Below are 22,984 nucleotides of genomic sequence, written 5' to 3' on the forward strand. Positions count from 1 at the left end.
AAGTTCCGTCGGAGGTGCGGGTGTTGGGTGGTGTTCGTTGGTCATACCGCTGCCCCCGTCGTCTTGATGCGGTCGAGTTGTTCGGCGAGGAAGGACGCGATGCCCTTCTTGTCCATGGAGTCCGTGCCGGAGGAGTCGAGGGTGATCAGGATGTCGCCGACGTTGGCGAAGCAGCGCAGTTCGTCGAGTTTCTCGTCGTCCGCGCGGGTCGGCAGGAAGCACCGTGCTTCCTTGTGGCCGGGGACGGTCGGGCCCTTGCGGAACGTGTCCGGGGTTTCGTCCAGCAGCTTGTTCTCGTACGTGGCGATGTTCCGCGCCGCCTTCTCGTCCATCTGGGCCAACTGGACCTGGATGGTGTAGGCGTTGGAGTCCTCGGACGCCTGGTAGACGTAGCTGCGCATGGCGATGCCCTTGATCTGCTCCTTGTCGATCTGCTTCTCCAGCAGGAGCCGTTCGGAGCGGGGCAGCCCGCTGAGTTCCTGCTTGCGCAGGGCCGTGGCCTCGCGCCCGGTGAGCTGGACGTCCGCGCCGAACTCCGCGATGTCGGGGCCGCGTTCATACGTGTAGCTGTACGGCTGCAGCATCGCGGCCAGCCCCTTCGCCGGCGCCGCCTTCCGCTCCGCCTCGGACTTGGGGAACTTCCACACCGGCGCCCCCGCGTCCCGGTCCGCGCCGTTCACGGTCACGGCCGTGTAGCCGACCCCTCCGACGACCGCCACGGCCAGCACCGCACACCCGACCACCGTGGCGACACGCCTCCGCCGGGCACGCTTCCTCTTCGCGGCCTCGGCATCGACTTCGGCCTCGGGGAGCGGAGCTGACGTAGGGATGTCGGTCGGCTCGACCGCCTCCACCGGTCCGACCTCACCGAACTGGTTCTCCGTCACAGCCGCCCCATCTGCCGCTCGGCCAGGTCCATGATCTTCGCCTTGGTGATCGGCTTGGAGTCGTAGACCCAGATCTCCATGTAGACGTCGCCGCGGTAGGCGTGCGCCTCGGCGGTGTACCCGTCGTCGTCCGCGTGGTGGACGTACGCCTTGCCGTCCGCCGTACCCGGAACGGTCCAGCTGTCGGTGTCGGGCTCCATGTCGGCGTAGTAGAACGCGTCCTTCATGGCGTCCACGGCACCGAGCCGGTCCTCCTGGCGGTACTGCACCAGGTAGACGTCCACCTCGCGCGAGCCCTCCATCCAGTCGGTGACGGCCGCGCGCCGGAACTCCTCACGGTTCTGGTAGCCGAGCGCCTGGTCGGGCTCCGTGTACGTCTCGGCGTAACCGGCCAGGTCGAGCCAGCCGTCGACGCCCAGGGGAATGAGCGTCTCCGTGGCCCCGCTCGGCTTCTTCAGCAGCAGTTTGCGCAGGTCACCGTCCGTCTTGACCCTGTGGTCCTGCGCGGCCGACAGCGGCTGGGGCGCCGGCCCCTTCGCCTGCGTCAGCGTCGGCTGCGAGAGCGAGGGCAGCTTGTCGGGCGCGCGGTTCGCCTGCACCACGAAACCCGTGCAGGTACCGGCGACCACACCGAGTACGGCGGCTACGGCGATCAGGAGCGCGGTACGACCACGGCGGCGCGGCGGCCGAGGCACCTCTTGGACTGTTTCTTCGGCTGTTTCTTCGGCTGCTGCCGGTACTGCCGGTACTTCTGTTGCTTCCGGTACTTCCACAACGTCCCCCACGGACCATGGCATGCGCATTCCATATGCGCGCACAGGAGACTCGTGGCCGTTGCAGGGAGTTGTAAGGAAGTTGATTACGATTCGGTCATGGCGAAGAAGCTCGTGATCAAGGTGACCGCGGGGGCCGACGCCCCCGAACGCTGCTCACAGGCGTTCACGGTGGCGGCGGTGGCCGTCGCCAGCGGGGTCGACGTCTCCCTGTGGCTGACCGGCGAGTCCGCGTGGTTCGCGCTGCCGGGCCGCGCCGCCGAGTTCCAACTCCCGCACGCGGCACCGCTGCCCGACCTGATCGACTCGATCCTCGCCGCCGGCCGCGTGACGTTGTGCACGCAGTGCGCGGCCCGGCGGGACATCACGGAGAAGGACGTCATCGAGGGCGTACGGATCGCCGGCGCGCAGGTTTTCGTGCAGGAGGCGATGGCCGACGAGACGCAGGCGCTCGTCTACTGAGCCTGCGCCTCACGACACCACTCCGATGTCCGACCCCGCCGCTACCGTGGTGGACAGGATGCCGAACTTGAGGAGCCCGGTGACAACCCAGCCTGAGCATGGGCAGGAGCTGATCCCCCAGCCCGAACGAACACCCGATGCCGTCCGCGTCGCCCTCGCGCACATCGCCCCCCATCGGCTCGGTGAGATGGAACGGCACAAGGAACAGGCACTCACTGCCGCCATCGCGGACGGCAAGATCGGGCACCTCCAGCACTGGCTCACGTACTGGCACGCGCAGGTCGAGATCGAGCGCCGCCCTGACCTGTCCGCCCGCTATCAAAGGGCACTGGCGGCCGTGCATGGTACGGACAGCAAGGGCGACCCCGCCTTCCGATTCGGCATGACCGAGCTGACCGCGGTCGAGGCAGAAGCCGAACGGGCGGTTTCCGCGTGACGTGGCAATGGGAGTACGACCCGGACGAGACCCACGTCGCAGGCGGAGCGCCACCCGCGTTACTCGCCGAGGTCGAGAAGAAAGCCGACGAGTTGGTGCGCGCCGCCTCGGCCTACTACCTCGACGGGACGACCTACCAGGGTGAGGGGCCCAAAGGCGGCTTCGCCCACGTGCCCGGCGGTTTCTTCAACTACCTGGTGTTCCCCGGCACGAACGGCTCTACATCATGCAGTTGACCTACCTCTGACAGTGCGGGCCCTCGTCCGACGGCCTACTTCACTGACTCCACGAACACGGACCACGTCGACGCCGAGAAGAGCAGGGCGCCCAGAGAGGGGGCCTTGCTGTCGCGGACGGGGACGAGGGCGGGGAGGTTGGGGGCGAACTCGACGCACTCGCCGCCGCTGGTGTTGCTGTAGCTGCTCTTACGCCAGTCCGCGGTGCTCAGGAAGTCGTCGGAGACCTCGATGCAATTGCCGCCGTCCGGGTTGCTGTAACTGCTCTTGCGCCACGTCACGTTGGTCAGGTCGATGGCTCGCACGGTACTTCCTCCAACATCCGCAGGACGAACGATCGCGACACAGGCAGGGACAACGCCACATCGCGCATCGCATCGTACGCACGTTGCAACTGCTCAACCGGAGCATTTTCCTCGATGAGTTCGCCACGGTGCGCGTTCTCCGTGTAGGCCACGGTAGTGCCGTCCAGCAGCCGCAGGAACATCACGTCGGTGCTCACGAGTCCTGACAGTCCGGCGCTGTACGGCAGGACCTGGATGTTGACGTCCGGTCGCTCCGCCGCTTCCGCCAGGTACTCAAGCTGGTGTCGCCACGCTTGCTTGTCCCGCAGGGGCGTGCGCAGCACCGCTTCGGAGAGAAGCGCGCGGAACGGCGGCGAGTCGTCCTGCCTTTCCAGCAACTTCCGTCGGCCTGTGCGCGCTTCGACCTGCCGGTCCAGTTCCTTGCCTCGGTAGCCGCCGAGTGAGAGGACCTCGCGTGCGTACGCGTCCGTCTGGAGCAGACCAGGAACGATGCTCACGGAGTACTGCCACAGGCTCGTCGCCTCGGCCTCCAGCATCATGTACCGGCGGTACTGCTCCTTGAACTGCGTCGGATCCCCCAACGCCAGCTCCCACAACGTGAGTAGCAGCGGCGCCGTCCCGTAGTACTGATCCAGGGCCTGTACGACCTCGGGCCCGCCCAGCGTTCCCCCGCTCTCCATCTTGCTGAACAGGGACGATCCCCACCCGATCGCCCTCTCCAACTCGCGCAGGCTCAGGCCGCGTTCGCCCCTCAGGCGCCGTAGCTCCTCGGCGAATCGCTTCCTGGGCTCGTGACTGCGCTCCGTGATCACCAGCCGTTGCGGCATCCCGCGCTCCTGTTGAATTTGTTGAATTTGGCGTGCCCGGCGTTGAAGTTGAGCCCGTTGGCGCTGCATCCGCCCCCGCCGTGGGTCATCCTCGTAACACCCCACGAATGCACAGAGTAGTTCAACTGTCGCATTCTGTATGGAAGTTGCACAAAAAGGAGGAGGAGGAGGAGCCGATGGAAACCGGAGCGCTGCTGTACGACCCGGCCACCGACAAGGTCGGCGAGTACCAGGACAAGGCGGGGCCCTACGCCCTGCTGCGCCCCGTCGGCGGTGGGCGCGAATGGCAGGCCGACCCCGCGTCACTGCGGCCGGCGACCGACCAGGAACGCCTCAGCGCCGAGGTCCGCGCCGCGAACGCCCGTGCGCGGACCGACGGGCCGTTCCTCGTCGCCATCCCGCCCCGGCCCGTCCCCGACTGCCCCACCTGCACGGAACTGGCCGGGCTCCGGGCCACCGCCCGCACGGAACAGGACTACAGCGCCGAGACCGACGCCAACGTCCTGCTCCGCAAACACCAGATCGAGGCCCACCCCGGATGAACCGCCCACGCCCCCATCAGCTGATCCAGGTACTCCCGGTCCAGACGCTCCCGCCCCCGCTCATGCCGGCCGTACGGCCCCCGGAACCACCGCCGGCCGCACCCCCACCCGCACCGCAGGCACCCCGTCGCCGACGGCGGTTCCGGACCCCCCGGGCCCTCCGCGACGACGCGTTCTGGTCCGGCGCGCTCACCGCGCTCTGCATCGGCGGACTGCTGGTGGCGATCCTCGCCACCGGCTGACCGCCCGCCGCCGGCAGGCCTTGGTATACGTGGAGGCTTGACTTCAAGCGCTTGAGGTATCGGAGGCTCCTCCCATGGCAGCAGCGACCAGCGAGCAGGCAGCGGATCTGACCGTTCAGGAGATGGCGCGACGGTCCGGTTTCAGTGAGCCCACGCTTCGCTACTACGAGAAGATCGGCCTGCTGGGAGAGGTCGCCCGGGACGAGTCCAGCGGTCATCGCCGGTACGGGCCGGCGACCGTGGCCCGCGTCGAGGCACTGTCCTGCCTGCGCTCGTCGGGGGTCACGGTCAGCGGGATGCGCCGCTATCTGGACCTGCTCGCCCAAGGGAACTCCGCGGCGGCCGACCAGCGGGATCTGTTCGCCTCGCAGGCGGAGAAGCTGGCCGCCGAGATCGGGCAGCTCCAGCTGCGCCTGACGTATCTGCGGCGGAAGGCGGATCTGTGGGACGCGCGGGTCCGCGGGGACGCCGCCGCCGAGAACCGCGCGACCGAAGCGGTCCTGCGCGTACTGGAACAATTCACCCACTGAAGGACTGAATCCGATGGGCACAGACGATCTCACCGCCCCCGCCCCCGCCCCCGGCAGCGGGACGGTACTGGTCACCGGCGGTACCGGCCTCGTCGGCGGACACTCGGTCACCCGGCTGCTGCACGAGGGGTACCGGACCCGAGTCACGGTCCGGGGGCCAGGGCAGGAGGCGGGGGTACGGGCGGCCGTACAGCAGGCCGGGGTGGATCCGGCGGACCGGCTGGAGTTCGCCGTCGCCGACCTCGGCGCCGACGACGGCTGGGGGGACGCCATGCGCGGCATCGGTCATGTGCTGCACCACGCGTCGCCCTTCCCCTCCAGCGCGCCCGCGACCGAGGACGAACTCGTCGTCCCCGCACGTGACGGCACGCTGCGGGTCCTCTCCGCGGCCCGGAAGGCCGGGGTCGCGCGGGTCGTGATGACGTCCTCCTACGCCGCGGTCGGATACACGCCGAAGCCCGGCAACCACTACACGGAGGCGGACTGGACCGACCCGGACACCGAGGGCCTGCCCGCCTACCACAAGTCGAAGGTTCTCGCCGAACGTGCGGCCTGGGACTACGCCCACGCCCACGGGGACATCGAGCTGACCGTCGTCAACCCCACCGGCATCTTCGGCCCCCAGCTCGGCACCCGGCCGTCCGGCTCGGTCGGCCTGGTCAGGGCCATGTTGACCGGGCAGATGCCCGCGGTGCCGATCATGTACTTCGGCGTCGTCGACGTACGCGACGTCGTGGACCTGCATCTGCGGGCCATGCTGCACCCGAAGGCGGCGGGCGAGCGCTTCATCGCCGTCGGCGGACCGGCGATCAGCTTCCTGCGCATGGCGCAGATCCTGCGGGAGCACTTCCCCGCCGCAGCCGACCGGCTGCCCTCCGTCGAGCTGACCGTCGAGCAGGTGCGCGAGGCCGCGAAGACACAGCCCGCCCTGCGGGACGCGGCGGCGCTGGGGGGCCGGATCCCGGTGATCAGCAACGAGAAGGCCCGCTCGGTGCTTGGTTGGGAGCCTCGGGATGTCACCGAGACGATCGTGGCGACCGCCGACAGCCAGCTCCGGCGGGGCCTGTGAACTCCGGCGCCTGAACTCACGCGCCCAAGAGAGGAATTCCCGATGTCCCGAGCTGTCGTCCTGACCGGATTCGGTCCGCCCAGTGTTCTCGAACTCCGTGATGTGGAGGTGGGGCCGCCCGGCGCCGGTCAGATCCGGGTCGCGGTGACCTTCGCCGGGGTCGGTCCCACCGACCTCGCTATCCGCGCCGGGAAGGTGAATGCCTTTCCCGCAGGACCGGGAACCACGCTCGGGTTCGAAGCAGCCGGCGTCGTCGACGCGGTCGGCGCCGGGGTGGACGACGTGGTGCCCGGCCAGGAGGTCGCGGTCTTCCTGCCCGGGCTCGGCGGGTACGCCGACCATGTGCTCGCCGAACACTGGGTGCCCAAGCCCGCCTCGGTGACCTGGGAGGACGCAGCGGCCCTGCCCGCCTCCGGAGAGGCGGCGGCCCGCACGCTGGCCGAGCTCGATCTGCGGGAGGCGGAGACCCTGCTCGTGCTCGGCGGCCTCGGTTCGGTCGGCACGATCGCCACCCAACTGGCGGTCGGCCGGGGAGCCCAGGTGATCTCGGGCGTGCGGGCCACGGACTTCGCCGCCGCCGAGAAGCTCGGCGCGGTGCCTGTCGCCTACGGTCCGGACCTGCTCGACCAGGTGCGTGCGAAGGCCGGCCGGGTCGACGCCGTACTCGACGCGGCGGGCAGGGGTGGCCTGGCGGCGGCGGTCGAGCTGGCCGGCGGAACGGAACGGGTGATCACGCTCTCCGACCACCATGCCGCGCAACTCGGCGTCCGGCTCTCGGGCCCCGACCCGCTCCGCATCCCGGCCGCGCTCGCGGAGGCCATGGCGGCGCTCACTACCGGTGCCCTGACACTCAGGCCGCGGATCACGGTGCCGCTGGCCCAGGCGGCCGACGTCCACGCCCGGCTGGAGGACGGCCGGGTCCACGCGAAGGTCGTCCTGGCCACCTGAACAGGGCCTACTCCTGTCGCCACAGACAGAACGGGTGGCCGGAGGGGTCCAACAACACCCGTACGTCGTCCTGCGGTTGGTGGGCATGGAGCACGGCTCCCAGGCCCACGGCCCGCCCGACCTCGCCCTCCAGGTCGTCGACCTCGATGTCGAGGTGCAGCATCATCTGCTGCTCGCCGGGGTTGCGGGTGGGCCACACGGGCGGGACGTACTCGGGCTCGGTCTGGAAGGAGAGGCCGGTGCCGCCGTCGGGCGGGCCGATGAGGACCCAGTCGGGTTCCTCGGCCCGGATCACGTAGCCGAGAAGGCGGAGATAGAACCCGGCCAGCTCGTGCGCGTCGTACGCGTCGAGCACCACGGTGGACAGTCTCGTAGGCGACATGCCCGCCTTTCTACAGCCGTCCTGGGTCCACTGAGCCGACCGGAGGGAAACAGCGTGGTCGAGAGTTCGGGAACCCTCTTCGCCGCCTTCTACGGCGAGTTCGCCGAGCACGCCTGGCACGACCCCGAACACGATGCCTACCAGCTCTTCCACCGGCGCTCGCTCGCCATGGGCTGGCTCGACCGCCTGTGGGGCATGAACGACGCCGGGCAGCGGCATCCGCTCGGCGTCGCCGGAACGCGACTCGTTACCTGGTTCCAGGTCGACACGAGCGCGGTGGGCGGAGAACTGCCGTTGCCTGTACGGCCGTTCCTGTCCTGTGCGGAGAGTGCGACGGCGCGGATCGGGACGGTCGACGTCGACACCGTGCAGGTGCTGCTCCCCGTGCAGGCGATCGACACGGCGTCACGACCGGCGTACGCCAGGGTGCCGTCGCTGCTGACGGTCGAGTGGTTCGCCGACCGGACCCCCCAGGCACGGACGCCGGTACGGGTGGCCGTCGGCGGCGGCGTGGAGCTGTCGTCTCTCGCGGGGCGACTGGGCGAGCTGGACCAGGACGTGTTCACCTGCCGTTCCCACACCGGCGCCGCGCCCGACGATCTGCCGCCTCCGCCCTTCGACGACACCTTCTGGGACGGCCCGGCCCTGGAGACGGTCGTCCTGCGCGGCGAGCTGGCCGAGTGGTCGTGCGACGCCGTCGGGTGGTTGGGGGAGGTCGTGGCCGACTGTGCGGCGGCGGCCGGGGGGCGGACGCCCCTGCTGTTCACCGTGGCCCGAGGCGACTGACGCCGGTCGGTCGCTGCCCGCGCTCGGCTACTGGCGCCGCTTCTTGCCGTCCAGCTCGTCCCACCACTCGTCGGACTTGGGGTCGCCGGACGGGTCGTCCCACCAGCGGTCGTCGGGGCCCCGGCGGTTGGCGACCATGGCGGCGACGGGCGGGATCACCATCGCGACCACACACATGCCGACGGCCACGGGCACCGACCAGATCCGCACGACTCCCCAGGCCAGGACGAACAGCCCGATGCAGATGCCCATCATGACGAAGTAGGTGCGACGGCGGCGTGCCAGCATGTTTCCAGCGTAGGCCTGGGCACGCCAAAGGGCCGCATCAAGGACATTCATTGTCCGAGGTGCGGCCCTTCGGCAGTCGAACGGCGGTCAGACCGCGATCGCCACCTCCGCCAGCCCGCCCGTCTGGGCGACGACCGTGCGGTCGGCGGTGGCGCCCGGGACGAGGGCGCGGACGGTCCAGGTGCCTTCGGCCGCGTAGAAGCGGAACTGGCCCGTGGCGGAGGTCGGGACCTCCGCGGTGAACTCGCCGGTCGAGTCCAGGAGACGGACGTAACCCGTCACCGGCTCGCCGTTGCGCGTCACCTGGCCCTGGATGGTGGTCTCACCGGGCTTGATCGTCGAGGCGTCGGGGCCGCCGGCCTTCGCTCCACACATGGTCTGTCCTTACGGGTTAGGGCTTGGGGCTGGGTCGGGGCTTACTTGTTGGCGCCGAGCTCGATCGGAACGCCGACCAGGGAGCCGTACTCGGTCCACGAGCCGTCGTAGTTCTTGACGTTCTCGACACCGAGCAGCTCGTGCAGCACGAACCAGGTCAGGGCCGAGCGCTCGCCGATACGGCAGTACGCGATGGTGTCCTTGGCGAGGTCGACCTGCTCCTCGGCGTACAGCTCCTTCAGCTCGTCGTCCGACTTGAAGGTGCCGTCGTCGTTGGCGTTCTTCGACCACGGGATGTTGCGGGCCGAGGGCACGTGGCCCGGGCGCTGCGACTGCTCCTGCGGGAGGTGGGCGGGGGCCAGGAGCTTGCCGCTGAACTCGTCGGGCGACCGGACGTCGACCAGGTTCTGCGAGCCGATGGCGGCCACGACGTCGTCGCGGAAGGCGCGGATCGACTTGTTCTGCGGCTTGGCCTTGTAGTCGGTGGTGGCCCGCGCGGGGACCTCCTCGACCAGCTCGCGGGCGTCCAGCTCCCACTTCTTGCGGCCGCCGTCGAGCAGCTTGACGCTGTCGTGGCCGTACAGCTTGAAGTACCAGTACGCGTACGAGGCGAACCAGTTGTTGTTGCCGCCGTAGAGAATCACCAGCGTGTCGTTGCCGATGCCCTTGGCCGAGAGGAGCTTCTCGAAGCCCTCCTGGTCGATGAAGTCACGGCGTACCGGGTCCTGGAGGTCCTTGGTCCAGTCGATCCGGATGGCGTTGCGGATGTGATTCTTCTCGTACGCGGACGTGTCCTCGTCGACCTCGACGATGGCGATGTCCGCGTTGTCGAGGTTGGCCTCGACCCAGTCGGCGTCGACCAGGACGTCACTGCGGCTCATGCTTTTCTCCTCCGGGGCAGTTACGGCGGTGCGGTGCGTGAGAGAGGGGTGCGCGCTCGCGCGGGTGCCCTGACATCAAGGGCACGGGGGAAGACGGAAGCCTGCGCTTCCGCTCAGAAAGTGCGACAGAGCATGGCGGCGACGCGGCACAGGTCCACTGCCCGCCGCTTCGTGAGATCCGCCTGTTGCCTCATGGGGTCGATCGTAGGGACGGACGGCGGGGCATGTCACCGGTGTGTCGTATTTTGAGACGCGATCGTCCGTGATGTGAGATCGGTCGACCGATAACAGCCCCGTCGCCGGTTGTCCGCGCGCCCTCGCCGTCCGCACAACTGCCGTACGGACACCGCCGTCTCGCCCCTCGGACAGGCGCCGTCCGCCGGACCGGACGCCGGACCTCGTCCGTCCTACCCGGCCAGCTTGACGTTCGAACCCTTGACCTTGATCTCCACACCGTTCTTCGCGGCCTGCACACTGTCGAGCTTCACTCCGCCCGGCAGCTGGTCGATCGTCTGCTGGAAGTCGGTGATCGAGCGGATCCGGGAGTCGGCGAGGTCGACGACCAGCTTGGGCAGGTTGTCGGCGTGCACCTTCACGGTGTCGCCGTCGACGGTGACCGTGCTGAGCACCGGGTACGTCGTCTCCTGGCCGCCGACCGAGATCTTGACGTCGACCTTGATCTTGCCGTCGCCGCCGTCGGAGAGGTTGACGACCTGGGCGTCGACCCCGGTGAAGATGTTCGTCGGCTCGGACTTGGCGGCCTTGAGGAGCTGGTCGTAGGCGATGCTCGCGGAGCCGGTCGCGCTGGCCGCGGTCGCGGTGCTGTAGCCGTTGGAGAACTTGACGTCCTTCATGTCGGCCTTGAGATCGTCGATCCGGATCGTGGAGGTGCCGTTGCCGGTGGTGTTCGCCGTCGTCGCCTCGTAGGTCTTGATGCCGAGTTCCACGTCGTCCAGTTCACCGGAGGCGACCTGGGTCAGGAAGGGGAAGCCCTTGATGGAGACATCGGGGGTGGAGGCGAGGTTCTCGCTCGTCTTCACCTTGCCCGCCGCCTCGTCCTGCGCGAAGTAGACCGCGACCCGGTCCACCACCACGAACAGAACACCCAGAATCACCACGACGGTCAGAAGTATTCGTAGCCCACGCATTTACGGTGTTCCCCCACCTGGCAGTCGTCGATGAAAGTGGTGCAACGACCGTGTGGCCGCGAATCGCGAGCGTAGTCCCGCGAGATGCGTGCAGCAGGAAATTGTCGATCACCTGTGACAAGCGGCGCGTTTACGCCAGCGCGCGCCCCAGGACATAGACCGCCGGGGCCGCCGCGGCGAGCGGGAGGGCCACACCGGCCGTGAAGTGGACGAAGCGGGACGGGTAGTCGTAGCTCGCGACGCGGTGGCCGATCAGCGCACAGCCCGCCGCGACCGCGCCGAGCAGCGCGCCCTTCGCGCCGAGACCGGTCATCCCGCCGACCGCGATGCCCGCACCGGCGGCGGCGAGGAGGGAGACGACCACCGAGGCCACGGTCGGCAGCGGCAGCGCGCGGGCCAGGATCGCGACCGCGACCGCAGCCGCGCCGACGGTGACCGCGTCCGGGTCGGCCGCGAGGTGGCCGGTCGCGACGATGGCCAGGGCCGCCGAGGCGACCGTCGCCATCAGGCTGGTGATCCGGGTGTCCGGGTCGGCGTGCGAGCGCAGCTGCATCACGAGGGAGAGCAGGACCCAGACGCCGAGGGTGCCGAGGATCGCGGCGGGGCCGTTGTCCCGGCCGGCCGCCAGCAGCGCCACGTCCGCGACGAGCGCGCCCGCGAAGGCCAGCGCGATGCCCTGCCGGGCGGGCCACATCCCGTTCAGCCGGAACCAGCCCGCCGCCGTGACCGCCTGGAGCACGACAAGCGGCACGACGAGGGCGTACGACCCGATCTGCGCGGTGACGGAGAGGAGCAGCGCCAGGAGGGCGGTGAGGCCGGCCGGCTGCATACCGGGTTCGATGATCGGCGAGCGGCCCTCAAGGCGGGCCCGCTGGGCGTCGGTGATGCGGGCGTTCCCGGCGAGGGAGGGCGAGCCGTAGCCGACCGCCTCGTCCGTGGCGGGGGGCGCCGGGGGCGCGGTCACGGGCGCGTGGGCGTCGTAACTCGGCGTCGGCGCCTGGTAGTTCTGCGGCGGGAAGTACGCCAGGTCGGACGCGGAGGGTCTGGACTGCTGGACCTGGGTGTCCCAGGTCTGGCCCTGCCACTGCTGGGTGTACTGCTGCGCGGCCTGCGGGTCCTCGTACGCCTGCTGCTGCCCGGGCCACGCCTGCGCCTGCTGTTGCTGGGCCTGCTGCGGCTGTTGCTGCTGGGCGTAGGGGTCGTAGCCCTCGCCATAGCCCTCGTACGGCTGGTTGCTCATCGCTTCGCTCATCCTCCTGCGAACGGCGGGAGCACCTCGACCGTGCCGCCCTCGGCCAGCCGTACCGTCTCATGCCCGCGGGTACCCACGGGGTCACCGTCGACGAGGAAGGAGCATCGCAGCAGTACGCGGGCGAGTTCCCCGGGGTGTCGCTCGCGCACCTCGGCGAGGGCCTCGGCGAGGGTGGCCGCGTCGTACGGCTCCTCGGCGATCCCGGCCGCGGCCTTCGCGGCGGCCCAGTAGCGCACCGTGACCTTTGGCATCCGCTTCCTCAATCGATCGGGGGCTGCAACGGCCAGGCTAGCTCTCCTGTGAACCGGCCCAGCGTCCGATGCGGGCCAGGAGGTCGTCGCTCGCCGCGTGTTCTGCGTGGCCCATGCCCGGCTCCAGCCAGAGTTCGGCGTGCTCACCGGCGGCTTCGGCCAGCATGCGGGGGTGGTCGAGCGGGAAGTAGCCGTCGATCTCGCCGTGCACGACGAGGAGCGGGGTGGGCGCGATGCGCGGGACCGCCTCGACCGGGGAGAGCGGGACCGGGTCCCAACCGCCGCGCTCGATACGGGTCTTGAGGCCGAGGCGGCCGACGAGGCGGCCCTCGGGGCGGGTCACCAGCCAGTGGAGTTTCCGCATGGGGGCGGTGCCCCGGTAGTACCAGCGGGCCGGCGCACTCACCGAAACCACCGCGTCCGTGTGCGCTTCCGTGCGCCCCCTGCGCCCCTGACCGTCCGCGTCACCCTCCGGGTGATGGAGCGCCGCGTGCCGCAGCACCACCGAACCGCCCATCGAGAAACCGACGGTGACCACGCGCGCGTGCCCCTGCTCCCGCGCCCAGGCGACCGCGGCGGCCAGATCGAGCACCTCGCGGTCGCCGACGGTGGAGCGTCCGCCGGACCTTCCGTGGCCCCTAAACGAGAACGTGACCACGGCCCCGTACTGGGTGAACGCCTCGACCACCCGGCGCACGTGCGGCTTGTCCACATCGCCCGTGAAACCGTGCGCGACGACGAACACCAGGTCACCGGAAGATGGCGGCGAGGCGTCGTATACGGCCACTGCCGGGTCGTATACGGAATCGATCGTCACCCCGTCGTCGGTGTGCAGAAACGTCCGCAAAGGTGTGCGTCTGATCGTCTCAGAGTTCGGACGAACGGTGGATCGTGCCACATGACCTGCCGTACCAGCGTTCATGTGGGCTATTCTGCTGGACAGAGGACTCGGGCAGCGAAGCCCCCGGGTCCTTTTGTGCTTCCAGGAGCGTTGTATACGAAGCGGGACACCACGGGAAACCACAGGTGGCCGCAGGTCATACAGGGCCCCCGGGATCGCAAACGCTGTGCCGCATGACACACGTCCTCGCAGGGACCGAGGAGGAACCAGACTTATGAGTTCTCTGCTGCTCCTGACCAATGCCCTCCAGCCGTCGACGGAGGTGCTTCCGGCCCTCGGCCTGCTGCTGCACAACGTGCGCGTGGCACCGGCGGAAGGCCCCGCTCTCGTCGACACCCCCGGTGCCGACGTCATCCTCATCGACGGCCGCCGGGATCTGCCTCAGGTGCGCAGCCTGTGTCAGCTCCTCCGCTCCACCGGACCGGGATGCCCGCTCATCCTCGTCGTCACCGAGGGCGGCCTCGCCGCCGTCACCGCCGACTGGGGCATCGACGACGTCCTGCTCGACACGGCAGGACCGGCCGAGGTCGAGGCGCGACTGCGCCTGGCCATGGGCCGCCAGCAGATCGTCAACGACGACTCCCCCATGGAGATCCGCAACGGCGATCTCTCCGTGGACGAGGCGACGTACTCCGCCAAGCTCAAGGGCCGGGTCCTCGACCTGACCTTCAAGGAGTTCGAGCTCCTCAAGTACCTCGCGCAGCACCCGGGCCGCGTCTTCACGCGCGCCCAGCTGCTGCAGGAGGTCTGGGGCTACGACTACTTCGGCGGCACGCGGACGGTCGACGTCCACGTACGACGCCTGCGCGCCAAGCTCGGACCCGAGCACGAGTCGCTGATCGGGACCGTCCGGAACGTCGGTTATCGATTCGTTACTCCGGAGAAGGGCGACCGGGGCGGCGAGGACGCGAAGCTCAAGGCGAGCGCCGCGCTCGCGGGTGCAAAGCCGGAGGATGCGGACGAGACGGCCGACTCGGCCGCCCTGGACGCGGCCGAGATCCCGGCCGAGGCATAACCCGCGTCCGGGCAGGGCATCGCTTCCGCACGGCTTCCCTTCGGCTTCCGCAGGGAGATGCTGTGCGGAAGCGACGAGAAGCTTCGAAACGCCCTGCCCAGGGCCGGTCAATCCGCGTAGACTCCGCGCGTGGCCAAGGTGACTCGGGATGATGTAGCGCGACTGGCAGGGACGTCGACTGCCGTCGTCAGCTATGTCATCAACAACGGACCCCGGCCGGTTGCCCCGGCCACGCGCGAGCGTGTCCTCGCCGCGATCAAGGAACTGGGGTACCGACCGGACCGGGTGGCCCAGGCCATGGCGTCCCGGCGCACGGACCTCATAGGCCTGATCGTGCCGGACGCGCGCCAGCCCTTCTTCGGGGAGATGGCGCACGCGGTCGAACAGGCCGCGTCCGAGCGCGGAAAGATGGTGCTGGTCGGCAACTCCGACTACGTCGCCGAGCGCGAGGTCCACTATCTGCGCGCCTTCCTCGGCATGCGCGTCTCCGGCCTGATCCTCGTCAGCCACGCGCTGAACGACCTCGCCGCCGCCGAAATCGAGGCCTGGGACGCCCGCGTGGTCCTGCTCCACGAACGTCCCGAGGCCATAGACGACGTCGCCGTCGTCACGGACGACCTCGGTGGCGCCCAGCTCGCCGTCCGCCACCTCCTGGAGCACGGCTACGACTACGTCGCCTGCATGGGCGGTACGGCGGACACCCCGGCCGTCGGCGACCCGGTCTCCGACCACGTCGAGGGCTGGCGGCGCGCGATGACCGAGGCCGGTCTGCCGACCGAGGGCCGGCTCTTCGAGGCGCCGTACAACCGCTACGACGCCTACCAGGTCGCCCTCGGGATCCTCTCCGGGCCCCGGCGGCCGCCCGCGATCTTCTGTTCCACCGACGACCAGGCGATCGGCCTGCTGCGGGCCGCCCGCGAGCTGCGGATCGACGTACCCCGCGAACTCGGCGTGATCGGCTTCGACGACATCAAGGAAGCCGCCCTCGCCGATCCGCCGATGACGACGATCGCTTCCGACCGTCCGGCGATGGCCAGGGCGGCCGTGGACCTCGTGCTCGACGACGGGCTGCGGGTGGCGGGCTCCCGGCGCGAGCGGCTGAAGGTGTTCCCCTCCCGCCTGGTGACCCGGCGGTCCTGCGGCTGCGAAGCCTGACAGGACCACCGGTTCACAACTGCTCGGTCAGAACAGCAGGTTGTACTGGTTGTAGCCGGTGCCCAGCTTGATCCGCGTCCCGAAGAGCGCGGTCGTCGCCTTGTCGGTGCCCGGGTAGAGCCACAGCGTGCCGCCCGAGTCGCGGGTGATGACATCCGCGATGCCGTCGCCCGTGACGTCACCGTTGGAGACGTACGAGGTGAAGTTCCAGCCGGTACGGGCCTGGACGCGGGTCTTCCACGGGGTGTGCTCGACCTGGGTGCCGGCGTAGAGGTACAGGACGCCGGAGGAGTTGCGGACCAGGAGGTCGGCGCGGCCGTCGCCCGTCAGGTCGCCGTGGCCGAAGATCCTGACGTTCTTCCACGCCTTGTTCACGACCTTCACCCGGCCGTAGAACTGGCCGTTGCCCTTGCCCGGGTAGAGGTAGACCGAGCCGTCGGCGTCCACCGCGACCAGGTCGGGGCGGGCGTCACCGGTCAGGTCGCCGGGGATCGCGTACGACTTGTAGCCGCCCCACACCGAGCTGATCTGCATCCATGTGAACTCGCCCGTGGAGTGGTTCAGGTAGTCGCGGTAGAGGTGGCCGTCCGTCTTGTCGCGGACGATCAGATCCTGGTAGTAGTCCCGGTCCAGGTCGGCCTGAAGGCCCCAACTGGCCGTCTGCCAGCCGTTGCCGAGGTAGGCGCGCTGCGCGAGCGAGGTGCCCTTGCTGTCCTGCTCGAACAGCCCGCCCGAGGGCGTACGGCCCAGGATGTCGGCGCGGCCGTCGTAGGACAGGTCGGTGTCGTCGATGCGCGGCTGGGCCGCCCAGGCGTAGGAGCCGACCTTGGTGAAGACCGGGTAGGCGCCCTTGGCGGTGCAGCCCGCGACGCCCCAGGAGACGATGCCGATGACCTTGTTGTCGACGATCACCGGACCGCCGGAGTCACCGTTGCAGGGGCTGGTGGTGCCCTCGTCGGTGCCGGAGGCGGGGGTGCCCGCGCAGAACATCGAGCCCTCGATGAACTCGTCGTCCCCGAGGACCGTCTTCATCGCGCTGTCGCAGGTCGCGTCGTCGACGACCGGCAGCGTGGCCTTCTTCAGGTTCGCGGAGAGTTCGGTGCCGGTGCCGGAGGTCAGGCCCCAGCCGTAGACCGTGGCCTTCGCGCCCGGGGTGACGTACCCGAGGTCGTTCAGGTAGGCCAGCCGCATCCACTGCTGGTCCAGGGGGCGGTCCAGGGTGAGGACGGCGATGTCGTTCTGGGCCGTGGTGGCGTTGAAGCGCGGGTGGTTCCACTGGTGCAGCACGCCCGTGACCGTGCCGGACGTGTCGTCGTAGAGACCGGTCGCACCGGCCAGGACGGCGCCGTTCTTGACCCAGTCCAGGCCCGCGACACAGTGCGCGGCGGTGAGGACCTTGTTCGGGGCGACGAGGGTGCCGCCGCAGAAGTAGCCGTCGCCGCTCGTGTCGTCGTAGTAGGCGAGCTGGACCATCCAGGGCGCACTGGAGATCGTGGTCTCGGTGCCGCCGATGATGTACGGCGTCTTCGTCGCCGTCTTCTTGGCGGTCGCCTGGGTCCTGGCCGCGTCGACGACGCGGGAGCGCAGTTCCTTGTCGGATGCGGTGGGCTGCGGCAGCCCGGCCTGGGCGGCAGCGGCGGCGGACGGCAGTCCGGGCGGGCCGTCGGCCGCGGTGGCGGGCTGGGCCGCGAGAACGCCGGCGCAGCTCAGCGCCAGCGCGAGGGCGGCGGCCGGGAGCGCCGTGGTGGGGCGTCTCAGACGGCCGCGCAGGGCACGTATCACTCGGGACTCCTGTGTGGGTGGGTGTCGTAGTGGGCCCGAGAAGGGCGTACGACGCGACCACGCAGGGCCGACGACATGCTTTCCGTAATGCTTTCCGTCACGGCGCATGTACCGGCTCTGTTCGCGGAGCCCCCCTCCGGCCCGGAGATCGTAGGCCGCGCCTGTCACCGCGCACACGTCTCGCACAGGGGTCACACAAGTATTCGTCCGCCCCGTGCCGTGCACTAACGCCCCCGCAACCTCCCGTTTCCCCGAGTTTCCGGGCCTCCGGCGTCTTTATATCGGGCATACGAGGTTCTGTCGGGCTTCTCAGCGGGGACTCAGGTACCTCTCATGATCGCGCGACAGTCTCTTTTCCATGACCGAGAGCTTCCGCCGCAGCGGCGAGTACGAGACCCCCCAGGGCGACCAGCCGCAGGCGTACCCCCAGCAGCAGCACGCCTCTTCCCCCGTGAACCCGGAGTGGCCGCCCCCGCCGGCCTTCCAGCCGCAGCCGGCCCAGCCCTTCCAGCAGGCGCAGCCCGCTCAGCCCGCTCAGCCTTTTGAGCCGGCTCAGGAGCCGGTCACGGTCGAGCCGGGCACGACGGTGTGGCCGGGCGGCCAGACGCCCGCCCCCTCGCCCGCCCCGCAGGCCGCGTTCGGCGCGGACGGATACGGCGGTTCCGGTGGCGGTGGCGGCGACACGGCTCTCCTCACCCCCGTCCAGGCGGAAGCACCCAAGCCGAAGAAGCGGACCCGCGGTCCGATCGCGCTGCTCGCCGCCGTGGCGATCGTCGCCGCGGCCGTCGGCGGCGGCACGGCGTACGCCTTCCAGCAGCTGACCGGCAAGGACACCGTCGCCACCACCAGCACCACCACTGCGGTCGTGCCCTCCAGCAAGCGGGGCGACGTCGCCACCATCGCCGCGACCGTCAGCCCGAGCGTGGTCGAGGTCGAGGCCACCCTCAGCAACGGCACCTCCACCGGCGCGGGCGTGATCATCACCTCCGACGGCGAGATCGTCACCAACAACCACGTCGTCTCCGGCGCCACCTCGGTCAAGGTCAAGACGAGCAACGGCAAGTCGTACACCGCGAAGGTCGTCGGCACCGACAGCAAGAAGGACCTCGCGCTCCTCAAGCTGGAGAACGCCTCCGGCCTGACGGCCGCCACCCTCGGCAACTCCTCCGGCGTCCAGGTCGGCGACACGGTCGTCGCGATCGGCTCCCCCGAGGGCCTGACCGGCACGGTCACCAGTGGCATCGTCTCCGCCCTCAACCGTGACGTGACCGTCTCGACCGACGAGAGCCAGAGCCAGGATTCCGGCGGCGGCAACGGACAGTGGCCCTTCCAGTTCGGCGGCCAGCAGTTCAACGGCGACACGGGCTCATCGACCACGACGTACAAGGCCATCCAGACCGACGCGTCCCTCAACCCCGGCAACTCCGGCGGCGCCCTGATCGACGCGAACGGCGACATCATCGGCATCAACTCCGCGATGTACTCGTCGAGTTCGTCCTCGTCCTCGTCGTCCGACGCCGGAAACATCGGCATCGGCTTCGCCATCCCGATCAACACCGTCAAGGCGGACCTGGCTTCGCTGCGGGCGGGCGGTTCCGACAGCTGAGCACTGCTCTTCCAGCAACCAGTAGGGAGTACGTCATGATCAAGCAGGTTTCGCACACGGTGACCGACACCGGAGCGGCCGGTCTCGGCCTGGCCCTCGGGGTGGCGTACGAACTGCACGCGCCGGCGGCCCGGGCACCGGAACTGGCGCCCGCCCCGGAGCTGATGGGGCTCCGCACCGGCGCGGCCCACCCGCACCACCGGAAGGTGCCGCTGAACCGGCTGGCGACGATGCGGGCGTGATCCGCCACCGTACGAGGCCGATCTCAGCCGGTTTCTCCCCTCCCCTCCTCTTTACGCGCCAGCCGGGAAACATGCGAGGCTGATTGCGACCAGCCGATCGTTGTCTCCCTGTCCCACCGCACCCGAGGAATCCAGCCCATGAGCCCCGCCGAAGGCGACCGTGACACCCAGCGCATCCTGATCGTCGACGACGAGCCGGCGGTGCGTGAAGCCCTCCAGCGCAGTCTGGCCTTCGAGGGGTACGACACCGAGGTCGCCGTCGACGGCGCGGACGCGCTGGAGAAGGCGACCGCCTACCAGCCCGACCTGGTCGTCCTCGACATCCAGATGCCGCGCATGGACGGCCTGACGGCGGCGCGCCGGATGCGGGGCGCCGGGACGACCACCCCGATCCTGATGCTCACGGCCCGCGACACGGTGGGCGACCGCGTGACCGGGCTCGACGCGGGCGCCGACGACTACCTCGTCAAGCCCTTCGAACTCGACGAACTCTTCGCGCGGGTACGGGCGTTGCTGCGCCGCAGCTCGTACGCGGCGGCCGCGGCGGCCGGGCAGGCGCCCGAGGACGACTCCCTGACCTTCGCCGACCTCCGCATGGACCTCGCGACGCGCGAGGTGACGCGGAGCGGTCGCCAGGTCGAACTGACCCGCACGGAGTTCACGCTGTTGGAGATGTTCCTCGCCCACCCGCGCCAGGTCCTCACCCGCGAGCAGATCCTGAAAGCGGTCTGGGGCTTCGACTTCGAGCCGTCCTCCAACTCCCTCGATGTGTACGTGATGTACCTGCGCCGCAAGACCGAGGCGGGCGGCGAGCCGCGGCTCGTGCACACGGTTCGTGGAGTGGGGTATGTCCTTCGGCAGGGTGGCGCGGAGTGAAGAAGGTCCTCGACCGGTTCCTGCACCGGTTCCGGACACTGCCGATCCGGTCCCGACTGGCGATGCTGGTCGCGGCGGCGGTGGCGTTCGCCGTGGCTGCGGTCTCGGTGACCTGTTGGTTCATCGTGCAGGGGAAGCTGTACAGCCAGATCAACAACCAGCTCAAGACCTCGGCGAGCAATCCGCAGCAGCGCAGCGTCATGGACGCGATCAGGAGCTGCAACCAGAGCGCCTCGCCGCCTTCGGGCACGTACGGTCTTCACCCGCCCTCCGAGTACTACTTCCAGCTGGTGCGCTCGAACGGCAAGTCCTGTATCCCCTCGGACTCCCCCGGCACGGTGAAGGTCACCAGCGCCGACATCGCCGTCGCCAAGAATCCGACCGAAACCATCATCCACAACGGCGTCGACACCAAGGGAACACCCGTGCGGGTGCTGACGGTGCCCTTGATCACCGTCGACGCCGACGGCAATCGCTCGGTGGTGCAGGACGTCGCCCTTGTGTACGCCCTGCCCCTCAAGGGCACTCAGTCCACCCTCAACGAACTGGCCCTGCTGCTCCTCCTCGTCTCCGGCATCGGAGTCGTCGGCGCCGGAGCCGCAGGCCTCGCGGTGGCCCGCGCAGGTCTCCGCCCCGTCGACAAACTCACCGAGGCCGTGGAACACGTGGCCCGGACCGAGGACCTGGCCGTCCGCATCCCCGTGGACGAGGACAGCGACGACGAGATCGCCCGCCTCTCCCGCTCGTTCAACTCGATGACGACGTCTCTCGCCAACTCCCGTGAGCTGCAACAACAACTCATCGCGGACGCCGGCCACGAACTCCGCACCCCCCTCACCTCCCTCCGCACCAACGTCGAACTCCTCACCCGCAGCGAGGAGACCGGCCGCCCGATCCCCCCGGCGGACCGCAAGGCACTACTCGCCTCGGTGAAGGCACAGATGACCGAACTGGCGTCCCTGATCGGCGACTTGCAGGAACTGTCCCGTTCGGAAGGCCAGCGAGGTGAACGCGTCCAGATCGTCTCGCTCCAGGACACCGTCGAAGCGGCCCTCCGCCGAGCCCGCCTGCGCGGCCCGGAGTTGACGATCACGGCGGACGTCCAGCCCTGGTACGTCCAGTCGGAGCCCTCCGCGCTCGAACGCGCCGTGGTCAACATCCTCGACAACGCGGTGAAGTTCAGCCCCGAGGGCGGCACGATCGAGGTCCAGCTCACGCGCGGTGTCCTCACGGTCCGCGACCACGGCCCCGGCATCCCGGAGGACGAGATCCCGCACGTCTTCGACCGCTTCTGGCGCTCACCGAGCGCACGGGCACTGCCGGGCTCGGGGTTGGGCCTGTCGATCGTCGCCCGCACGGTCCAACAGGCGGGCGGCGAGGTGACGTTGTCCCGTGCGTCGGGGGGCGGCACGGTGGCGACCGTACGACTGCCGGGGGCGCCCACGGCTCCGCAGGAATCGGCGCCGTAGTCACGTCGTCGCGTGGCGGGAATCAATTGGCGGCATCATCGAAGAAGCCCCTCAGCATCTCCTGAGGGGCTTCTTCGTGCTTTCCTGTCGGCACACCAATGGCGACAGGTCAGCACCTGATGCTATTCGTTGAACGACTCGCTCCAAATTTCATCGCCGCCGCCGTTCCAGGACACGGTCATGTTGTAGGTGTAGAAGTTCCCGATGTCATATCCCTTTTTGTTGCAGCCGCTGTCGCATATAAGCGAACACTCATTCGATCAACCGTGATTGGTGCGCAGCGGAAGCCTGCACTCGATCACCGTGCAGCGTGTACTCGATCAGCTACCTGGGTGGTGGCGGCTGCCGGTACCGCGCGATCCGGCCGGACGACTACTCCGACAACTGGACGGAGTGGGCGGCGAGTTCGGCGGGGTCAGCGACACGAAGATGCGCTGCGAGGCAGGTTGATCCCTGGATGCCCACACTGCGTACGGCCGCGCTCCTGACCAGCGGACTGCTCGTCGTCGTCACCGCCTGCGCGGCCCCAACTCCCGTGCCCTGCCCCGCCCCTGACGACAGCATCAAGGCCTTGACCCAACTCCTCACCGACGACTGCCTCACCCGCCAGCACCTCACCCCGGCCGGCGCCCGCCACCGCGGGCGGAGCAACTCCGGGTCTCGGATGCCCTGTTCGGGATGGGCCGCCTCAAGGTGTGCTCAGCCGAGGAGTTGCTGGGCCACGTCACGGTCTGCCCGGCCCCGGGCCAGGAGATCGGCTACGGCGCTGCGGCCAACGACCAAGGGGCTTCCCACACTTGGACGATGGGCTGGCGAGCCGGCCGTAGAGGAAGAGCGGAGTTGATCGGCAGGTCTGCTCCAACGGGGGTCGGTGCTCAGCCGGTTCGGGGTCGCGCCCTTTGGAACTGCACCGCCGGTCACGGCTGGGGCGAGGGCTGCCCGTCCGTTGGGGTGCGAGCCGAGAGCACCTCGCGCGCGGCGGCAACGCGCTCCGCGATCTGTTCCAACGTCAGCTGCTCGGCGGCCAGTTGCTCGACCAGTTGTCTGACGGACACGCCTCGATCCTTGGCAACAGGCTCAGGTTCTTGCCAGAAGACCTCTTCGACCACGATCTGGGGATCTTCGGTTCGGCGGACGAAGGTGTATTTCAGCCAGCCGTTTCCACGGTCGAAGAAGCAGAGGTGGCGGCCCTTCGGTTCGGTGGACCGGCCCGGTAGGACGCTCATGCCCTCGGATAACCCGGCGTCGGCATTGATGCCACGAAAGTACGGATCCTTCGCGGTGACCAGTTCGTTCGCCAATCCGCCTGCCAAGGCGG

At 69.3% G+C, this 22,984-nt stretch carries 30 protein-coding genes; 15 read left to right on the top strand and 15 right to left on the bottom strand.

Going from position 1 to position 22,984, the window contains the following annotated elements:
• Positions 1 to 41: 41 nt before the first annotated feature.
• Positions 42 to 887, bottom strand: a complete 846-nt coding sequence (locus tag ACIBJH_RS43695) for a hypothetical protein (protein WP_399122541.1) — start codon at positions 885 to 887, stop codon at positions 42 to 44.
• Complete coding sequence (locus ACIBJH_RS43700) at positions 884 to 1,582, bottom strand: hypothetical protein (RefSeq protein ID WP_399122542.1); 699 nt, start codon at positions 1,580 to 1,582, stop codon at positions 884 to 886. The genes ACIBJH_RS43695 and ACIBJH_RS43700 overlap by 4 nt, the downstream gene beginning before the upstream one ends.
• Before the next feature lie 177 nt (positions 1,583 to 1,759).
• Here ACIBJH_RS43700 and ACIBJH_RS43705 point away from each other — a divergent pair, with 177 nt between their 5' ends.
• The 3 genes from ACIBJH_RS43705 to ACIBJH_RS43715 all read left to right on the top strand — a co-directional run bounded on the left by ACIBJH_RS43705 (position 1,760) and on the right by ACIBJH_RS43715 (position 2,794).
• A complete protein-coding gene (locus ACIBJH_RS43705; RefSeq protein ID WP_399122543.1) occupies positions 1,760 to 2,122 on the top strand; it encodes a DsrE family protein in 363 nt (120 codons plus the stop codon).
• Positions 2,123 to 2,201: 79 nt separating this feature from the next.
• Positions 2,202 to 2,558 carry a hypothetical protein gene (locus tag ACIBJH_RS43710; RefSeq protein ID WP_399122545.1) on the top strand — a complete coding sequence of 119 codons (357 nt, stop codon included), beginning with the start codon at positions 2,202 to 2,204 and terminating at the stop codon, positions 2,556 to 2,558.
• Positions 2,555 to 2,794: a hypothetical protein gene (locus ACIBJH_RS43715; protein ID WP_399122546.1), complete on the top strand. Its 240-nt coding sequence runs from the start codon at positions 2,555 to 2,557 to the stop codon at positions 2,792 to 2,794. Before ACIBJH_RS43710 ends, ACIBJH_RS43715 begins: the two co-directional genes overlap by 4 nt.
• A 35-nt stretch (positions 2,795 to 2,829) precedes the next feature.
• Here ACIBJH_RS43715 and ACIBJH_RS43720 read toward each other — a convergent pair whose 3' ends face one another.
• On the bottom strand, positions 2,830 to 3,099 hold the full coding sequence (locus ACIBJH_RS43720) for a DUF397 domain-containing protein (protein WP_399122547.1): 270 nt from the start codon (positions 3,097 to 3,099) through the stop codon (positions 2,830 to 2,832).
• A complete protein-coding gene (locus ACIBJH_RS43725; protein ID WP_399122548.1) occupies positions 3,081 to 3,926 on the bottom strand; it encodes a helix-turn-helix domain-containing protein in 846 nt (281 codons plus the stop codon). The genes ACIBJH_RS43720 and ACIBJH_RS43725 overlap by 19 nt, the downstream gene beginning before the upstream one ends.
• A 176-nt stretch (positions 3,927 to 4,102) precedes the next feature.
• On the opposite strand from ACIBJH_RS43725, the gene ACIBJH_RS43730 reads away from it, so the two are divergent.
• The 5 genes from ACIBJH_RS43730 (at position 4,103) to ACIBJH_RS43750 (ending at position 7,257) form a co-directional block, all read left to right on the top strand.
• Entirely contained in the window at positions 4,103 to 4,468 is a 366-nt protein-coding gene (locus tag ACIBJH_RS43730; protein WP_399122549.1) for a hypothetical protein, read from the top strand.
• Positions 4,465 to 4,710 carry a hypothetical protein gene (locus ACIBJH_RS43735; RefSeq protein WP_399122550.1) on the top strand — a complete coding sequence of 82 codons (246 nt, stop codon included), beginning with the start codon at positions 4,465 to 4,467 and terminating at the stop codon, positions 4,708 to 4,710. Before ACIBJH_RS43730 ends, ACIBJH_RS43735 begins: the two co-directional genes overlap by 4 nt.
• Positions 4,711 to 4,784: 74 nt before the next feature.
• Positions 4,785 to 5,240, top strand: a complete 456-nt coding sequence (locus ACIBJH_RS43740) for a MerR family transcriptional regulator (protein ID WP_399122551.1) — start codon at positions 4,785 to 4,787, stop codon at positions 5,238 to 5,240.
• A 13-nt stretch (positions 5,241 to 5,253) separates the two neighbouring features.
• Positions 5,254 to 6,309: an NAD-dependent epimerase/dehydratase family protein gene (locus ACIBJH_RS43745; RefSeq protein WP_399122552.1), complete on the top strand. Its 1,056-nt coding sequence runs from the start codon at positions 5,254 to 5,256 to the stop codon at positions 6,307 to 6,309.
• Between the two features lie 42 nt (positions 6,310 to 6,351).
• Positions 6,352 to 7,257 carry an NADP-dependent oxidoreductase gene (locus ACIBJH_RS43750; RefSeq protein WP_399122553.1) on the top strand — a complete coding sequence of 302 codons (906 nt, stop codon included), beginning with the start codon at positions 6,352 to 6,354 and terminating at the stop codon, positions 7,255 to 7,257.
• Between the two features lie 7 nt (positions 7,258 to 7,264).
• Here ACIBJH_RS43750 and ACIBJH_RS43755 read toward each other — a convergent pair whose 3' ends face one another.
• Complete coding sequence (locus ACIBJH_RS43755) at positions 7,265 to 7,639, bottom strand: VOC family protein (RefSeq protein WP_399122554.1); 375 nt, start codon at positions 7,637 to 7,639, stop codon at positions 7,265 to 7,267.
• A gap of 54 nt (positions 7,640 to 7,693) precedes the next feature.
• On the opposite strand from ACIBJH_RS43755, the gene ACIBJH_RS43760 reads away from it, so the two are divergent.
• Positions 7,694 to 8,425, top strand: a complete 732-nt coding sequence (locus ACIBJH_RS43760) for a hypothetical protein (protein WP_399122555.1) — start codon at positions 7,694 to 7,696, stop codon at positions 8,423 to 8,425.
• A gap of 27 nt (positions 8,426 to 8,452) precedes the next feature.
• On the opposite strand, the gene ACIBJH_RS43765 is transcribed toward ACIBJH_RS43760, so the two are convergent.
• From ACIBJH_RS43765 to ACIBJH_RS43800, 8 genes are all read right to left on the bottom strand, one after another.
• Positions 8,453 to 8,713 carry a DUF3099 domain-containing protein gene (locus ACIBJH_RS43765; RefSeq protein ID WP_019073737.1) on the bottom strand — a complete coding sequence of 87 codons (261 nt, stop codon included), beginning with the start codon at positions 8,711 to 8,713 and terminating at the stop codon, positions 8,453 to 8,455.
• An 87-nt stretch (positions 8,714 to 8,800) separates the two neighbouring features.
• Positions 8,801 to 9,088: a DUF1416 domain-containing protein gene (locus tag ACIBJH_RS43770; protein WP_019064558.1), complete on the bottom strand. Its 288-nt coding sequence runs from the start codon at positions 9,086 to 9,088 to the stop codon at positions 8,801 to 8,803.
• 41 nt (positions 9,089 to 9,129) lie between these two features.
• Positions 9,130 to 9,969 (bottom strand): sulfurtransferase, encoded by an 840-nt coding sequence (locus ACIBJH_RS43775; protein WP_200713952.1) that lies wholly within the window; start codon positions 9,967 to 9,969, stop codon positions 9,130 to 9,132.
• A 113-nt stretch (positions 9,970 to 10,082) separates the two neighbouring features.
• Positions 10,083 to 10,163: a putative leader peptide gene (locus ACIBJH_RS43780; protein WP_353963781.1), complete on the bottom strand. Its 81-nt coding sequence runs from the start codon at positions 10,161 to 10,163 to the stop codon at positions 10,083 to 10,085.
• A 213-nt stretch (positions 10,164 to 10,376) separates the two neighbouring features.
• Entirely contained in the window at positions 10,377 to 11,117 is a 741-nt protein-coding gene (locus ACIBJH_RS43785; protein WP_399122556.1) for a DUF2993 domain-containing protein, read from the bottom strand.
• A gap of 130 nt (positions 11,118 to 11,247) precedes the next feature.
• Complete coding sequence (locus tag ACIBJH_RS43790; RefSeq protein WP_399122557.1) at positions 11,248 to 12,357, bottom strand: hypothetical protein; 1,110 nt, start codon at positions 12,355 to 12,357, stop codon at positions 11,248 to 11,250.
• Positions 12,358 to 12,365: 8 nt separating this feature from the next.
• Positions 12,366 to 12,620, bottom strand: a complete 255-nt coding sequence (locus ACIBJH_RS43795) for a MoaD/ThiS family protein (protein ID WP_317887122.1) — start codon at positions 12,618 to 12,620, stop codon at positions 12,366 to 12,368.
• Between the two features lie 37 nt (positions 12,621 to 12,657).
• Complete coding sequence (locus ACIBJH_RS43800) at positions 12,658 to 13,542, bottom strand: alpha/beta hydrolase (RefSeq protein WP_399122559.1); 885 nt, start codon at positions 13,540 to 13,542, stop codon at positions 12,658 to 12,660.
• Between the two features lie 193 nt (positions 13,543 to 13,735).
• Here ACIBJH_RS43800 and ACIBJH_RS43805 point away from each other — a divergent pair, with 193 nt between their 5' ends.
• A complete protein-coding gene (locus tag ACIBJH_RS43805; protein WP_399122560.1) occupies positions 13,736 to 14,536 on the top strand; it encodes a winged-helix domain-containing protein in 801 nt (266 codons plus the stop codon).
• Positions 14,537 to 14,665: 129 nt separating this feature from the next.
• Positions 14,666 to 15,691 (top strand): LacI family DNA-binding transcriptional regulator, encoded by a 1,026-nt coding sequence (locus tag ACIBJH_RS43810; protein WP_200713946.1) that lies wholly within the window; start codon positions 14,666 to 14,668, stop codon positions 15,689 to 15,691.
• A gap of 27 nt (positions 15,692 to 15,718) precedes the next feature.
• Here the strand turns inward: ACIBJH_RS43810 and ACIBJH_RS43815 are convergent, their stop codons facing one another.
• Entirely contained in the window at positions 15,719 to 17,473 is a 1,755-nt protein-coding gene (locus ACIBJH_RS43815; RefSeq protein WP_399122561.1) for a trypsin-like serine protease, read from the bottom strand.
• Positions 17,474 to 17,831: 358 nt separating this feature from the next.
• Here ACIBJH_RS43815 and ACIBJH_RS43820 point away from each other — a divergent pair, with 358 nt between their 5' ends.
• The 4 genes from ACIBJH_RS43820 to ACIBJH_RS43835 all read left to right on the top strand — a co-directional run bounded on the left by ACIBJH_RS43820 (position 17,832) and on the right by ACIBJH_RS43835 (position 21,666).
• Complete coding sequence (locus tag ACIBJH_RS43820; RefSeq protein ID WP_399122562.1) at positions 17,832 to 19,079, top strand: S1C family serine protease; 1,248 nt, start codon at positions 17,832 to 17,834, stop codon at positions 19,077 to 19,079.
• 35 nt (positions 19,080 to 19,114) lie between these two features.
• The gene (locus ACIBJH_RS43825) at positions 19,115 to 19,321 is read left to right on the top strand and encodes a hypothetical protein (RefSeq protein WP_019073727.1); all 207 of its coding nucleotides are present in this window, start codon (positions 19,115 to 19,117) and stop codon (positions 19,319 to 19,321) included.
• Positions 19,322 to 19,459: 138 nt separating this feature from the next.
• A complete protein-coding gene (locus tag ACIBJH_RS43830; RefSeq protein ID WP_399122563.1) occupies positions 19,460 to 20,197 on the top strand; it encodes a response regulator transcription factor in 738 nt (245 codons plus the stop codon).
• The gene (locus ACIBJH_RS43835; RefSeq protein ID WP_399122564.1) at positions 20,194 to 21,666 is read left to right on the top strand and encodes an ATP-binding protein; all 1,473 of its coding nucleotides are present in this window, start codon (positions 20,194 to 20,196) and stop codon (positions 21,664 to 21,666) included. The genes ACIBJH_RS43830 and ACIBJH_RS43835 overlap by 4 nt, the downstream gene beginning before the upstream one ends.
• A 917-nt stretch (positions 21,667 to 22,583) precedes the next feature.
• On the opposite strand, the gene ACIBJH_RS43840 is transcribed toward ACIBJH_RS43835, so the two are convergent.
• A complete protein-coding gene (locus ACIBJH_RS43840; protein WP_399122565.1) occupies positions 22,584 to 22,979 on the bottom strand; it encodes a hypothetical protein in 396 nt (131 codons plus the stop codon).
• Between the last annotated feature and the right edge of the window lie 5 nt (positions 22,980 to 22,984).

The organism is Streptomyces sp. NPDC050548 (assembly GCF_044457385.1).
Classification (GTDB): Bacteria; Actinomycetota; Actinomycetes; order Streptomycetales; family Streptomycetaceae; genus Streptomyces.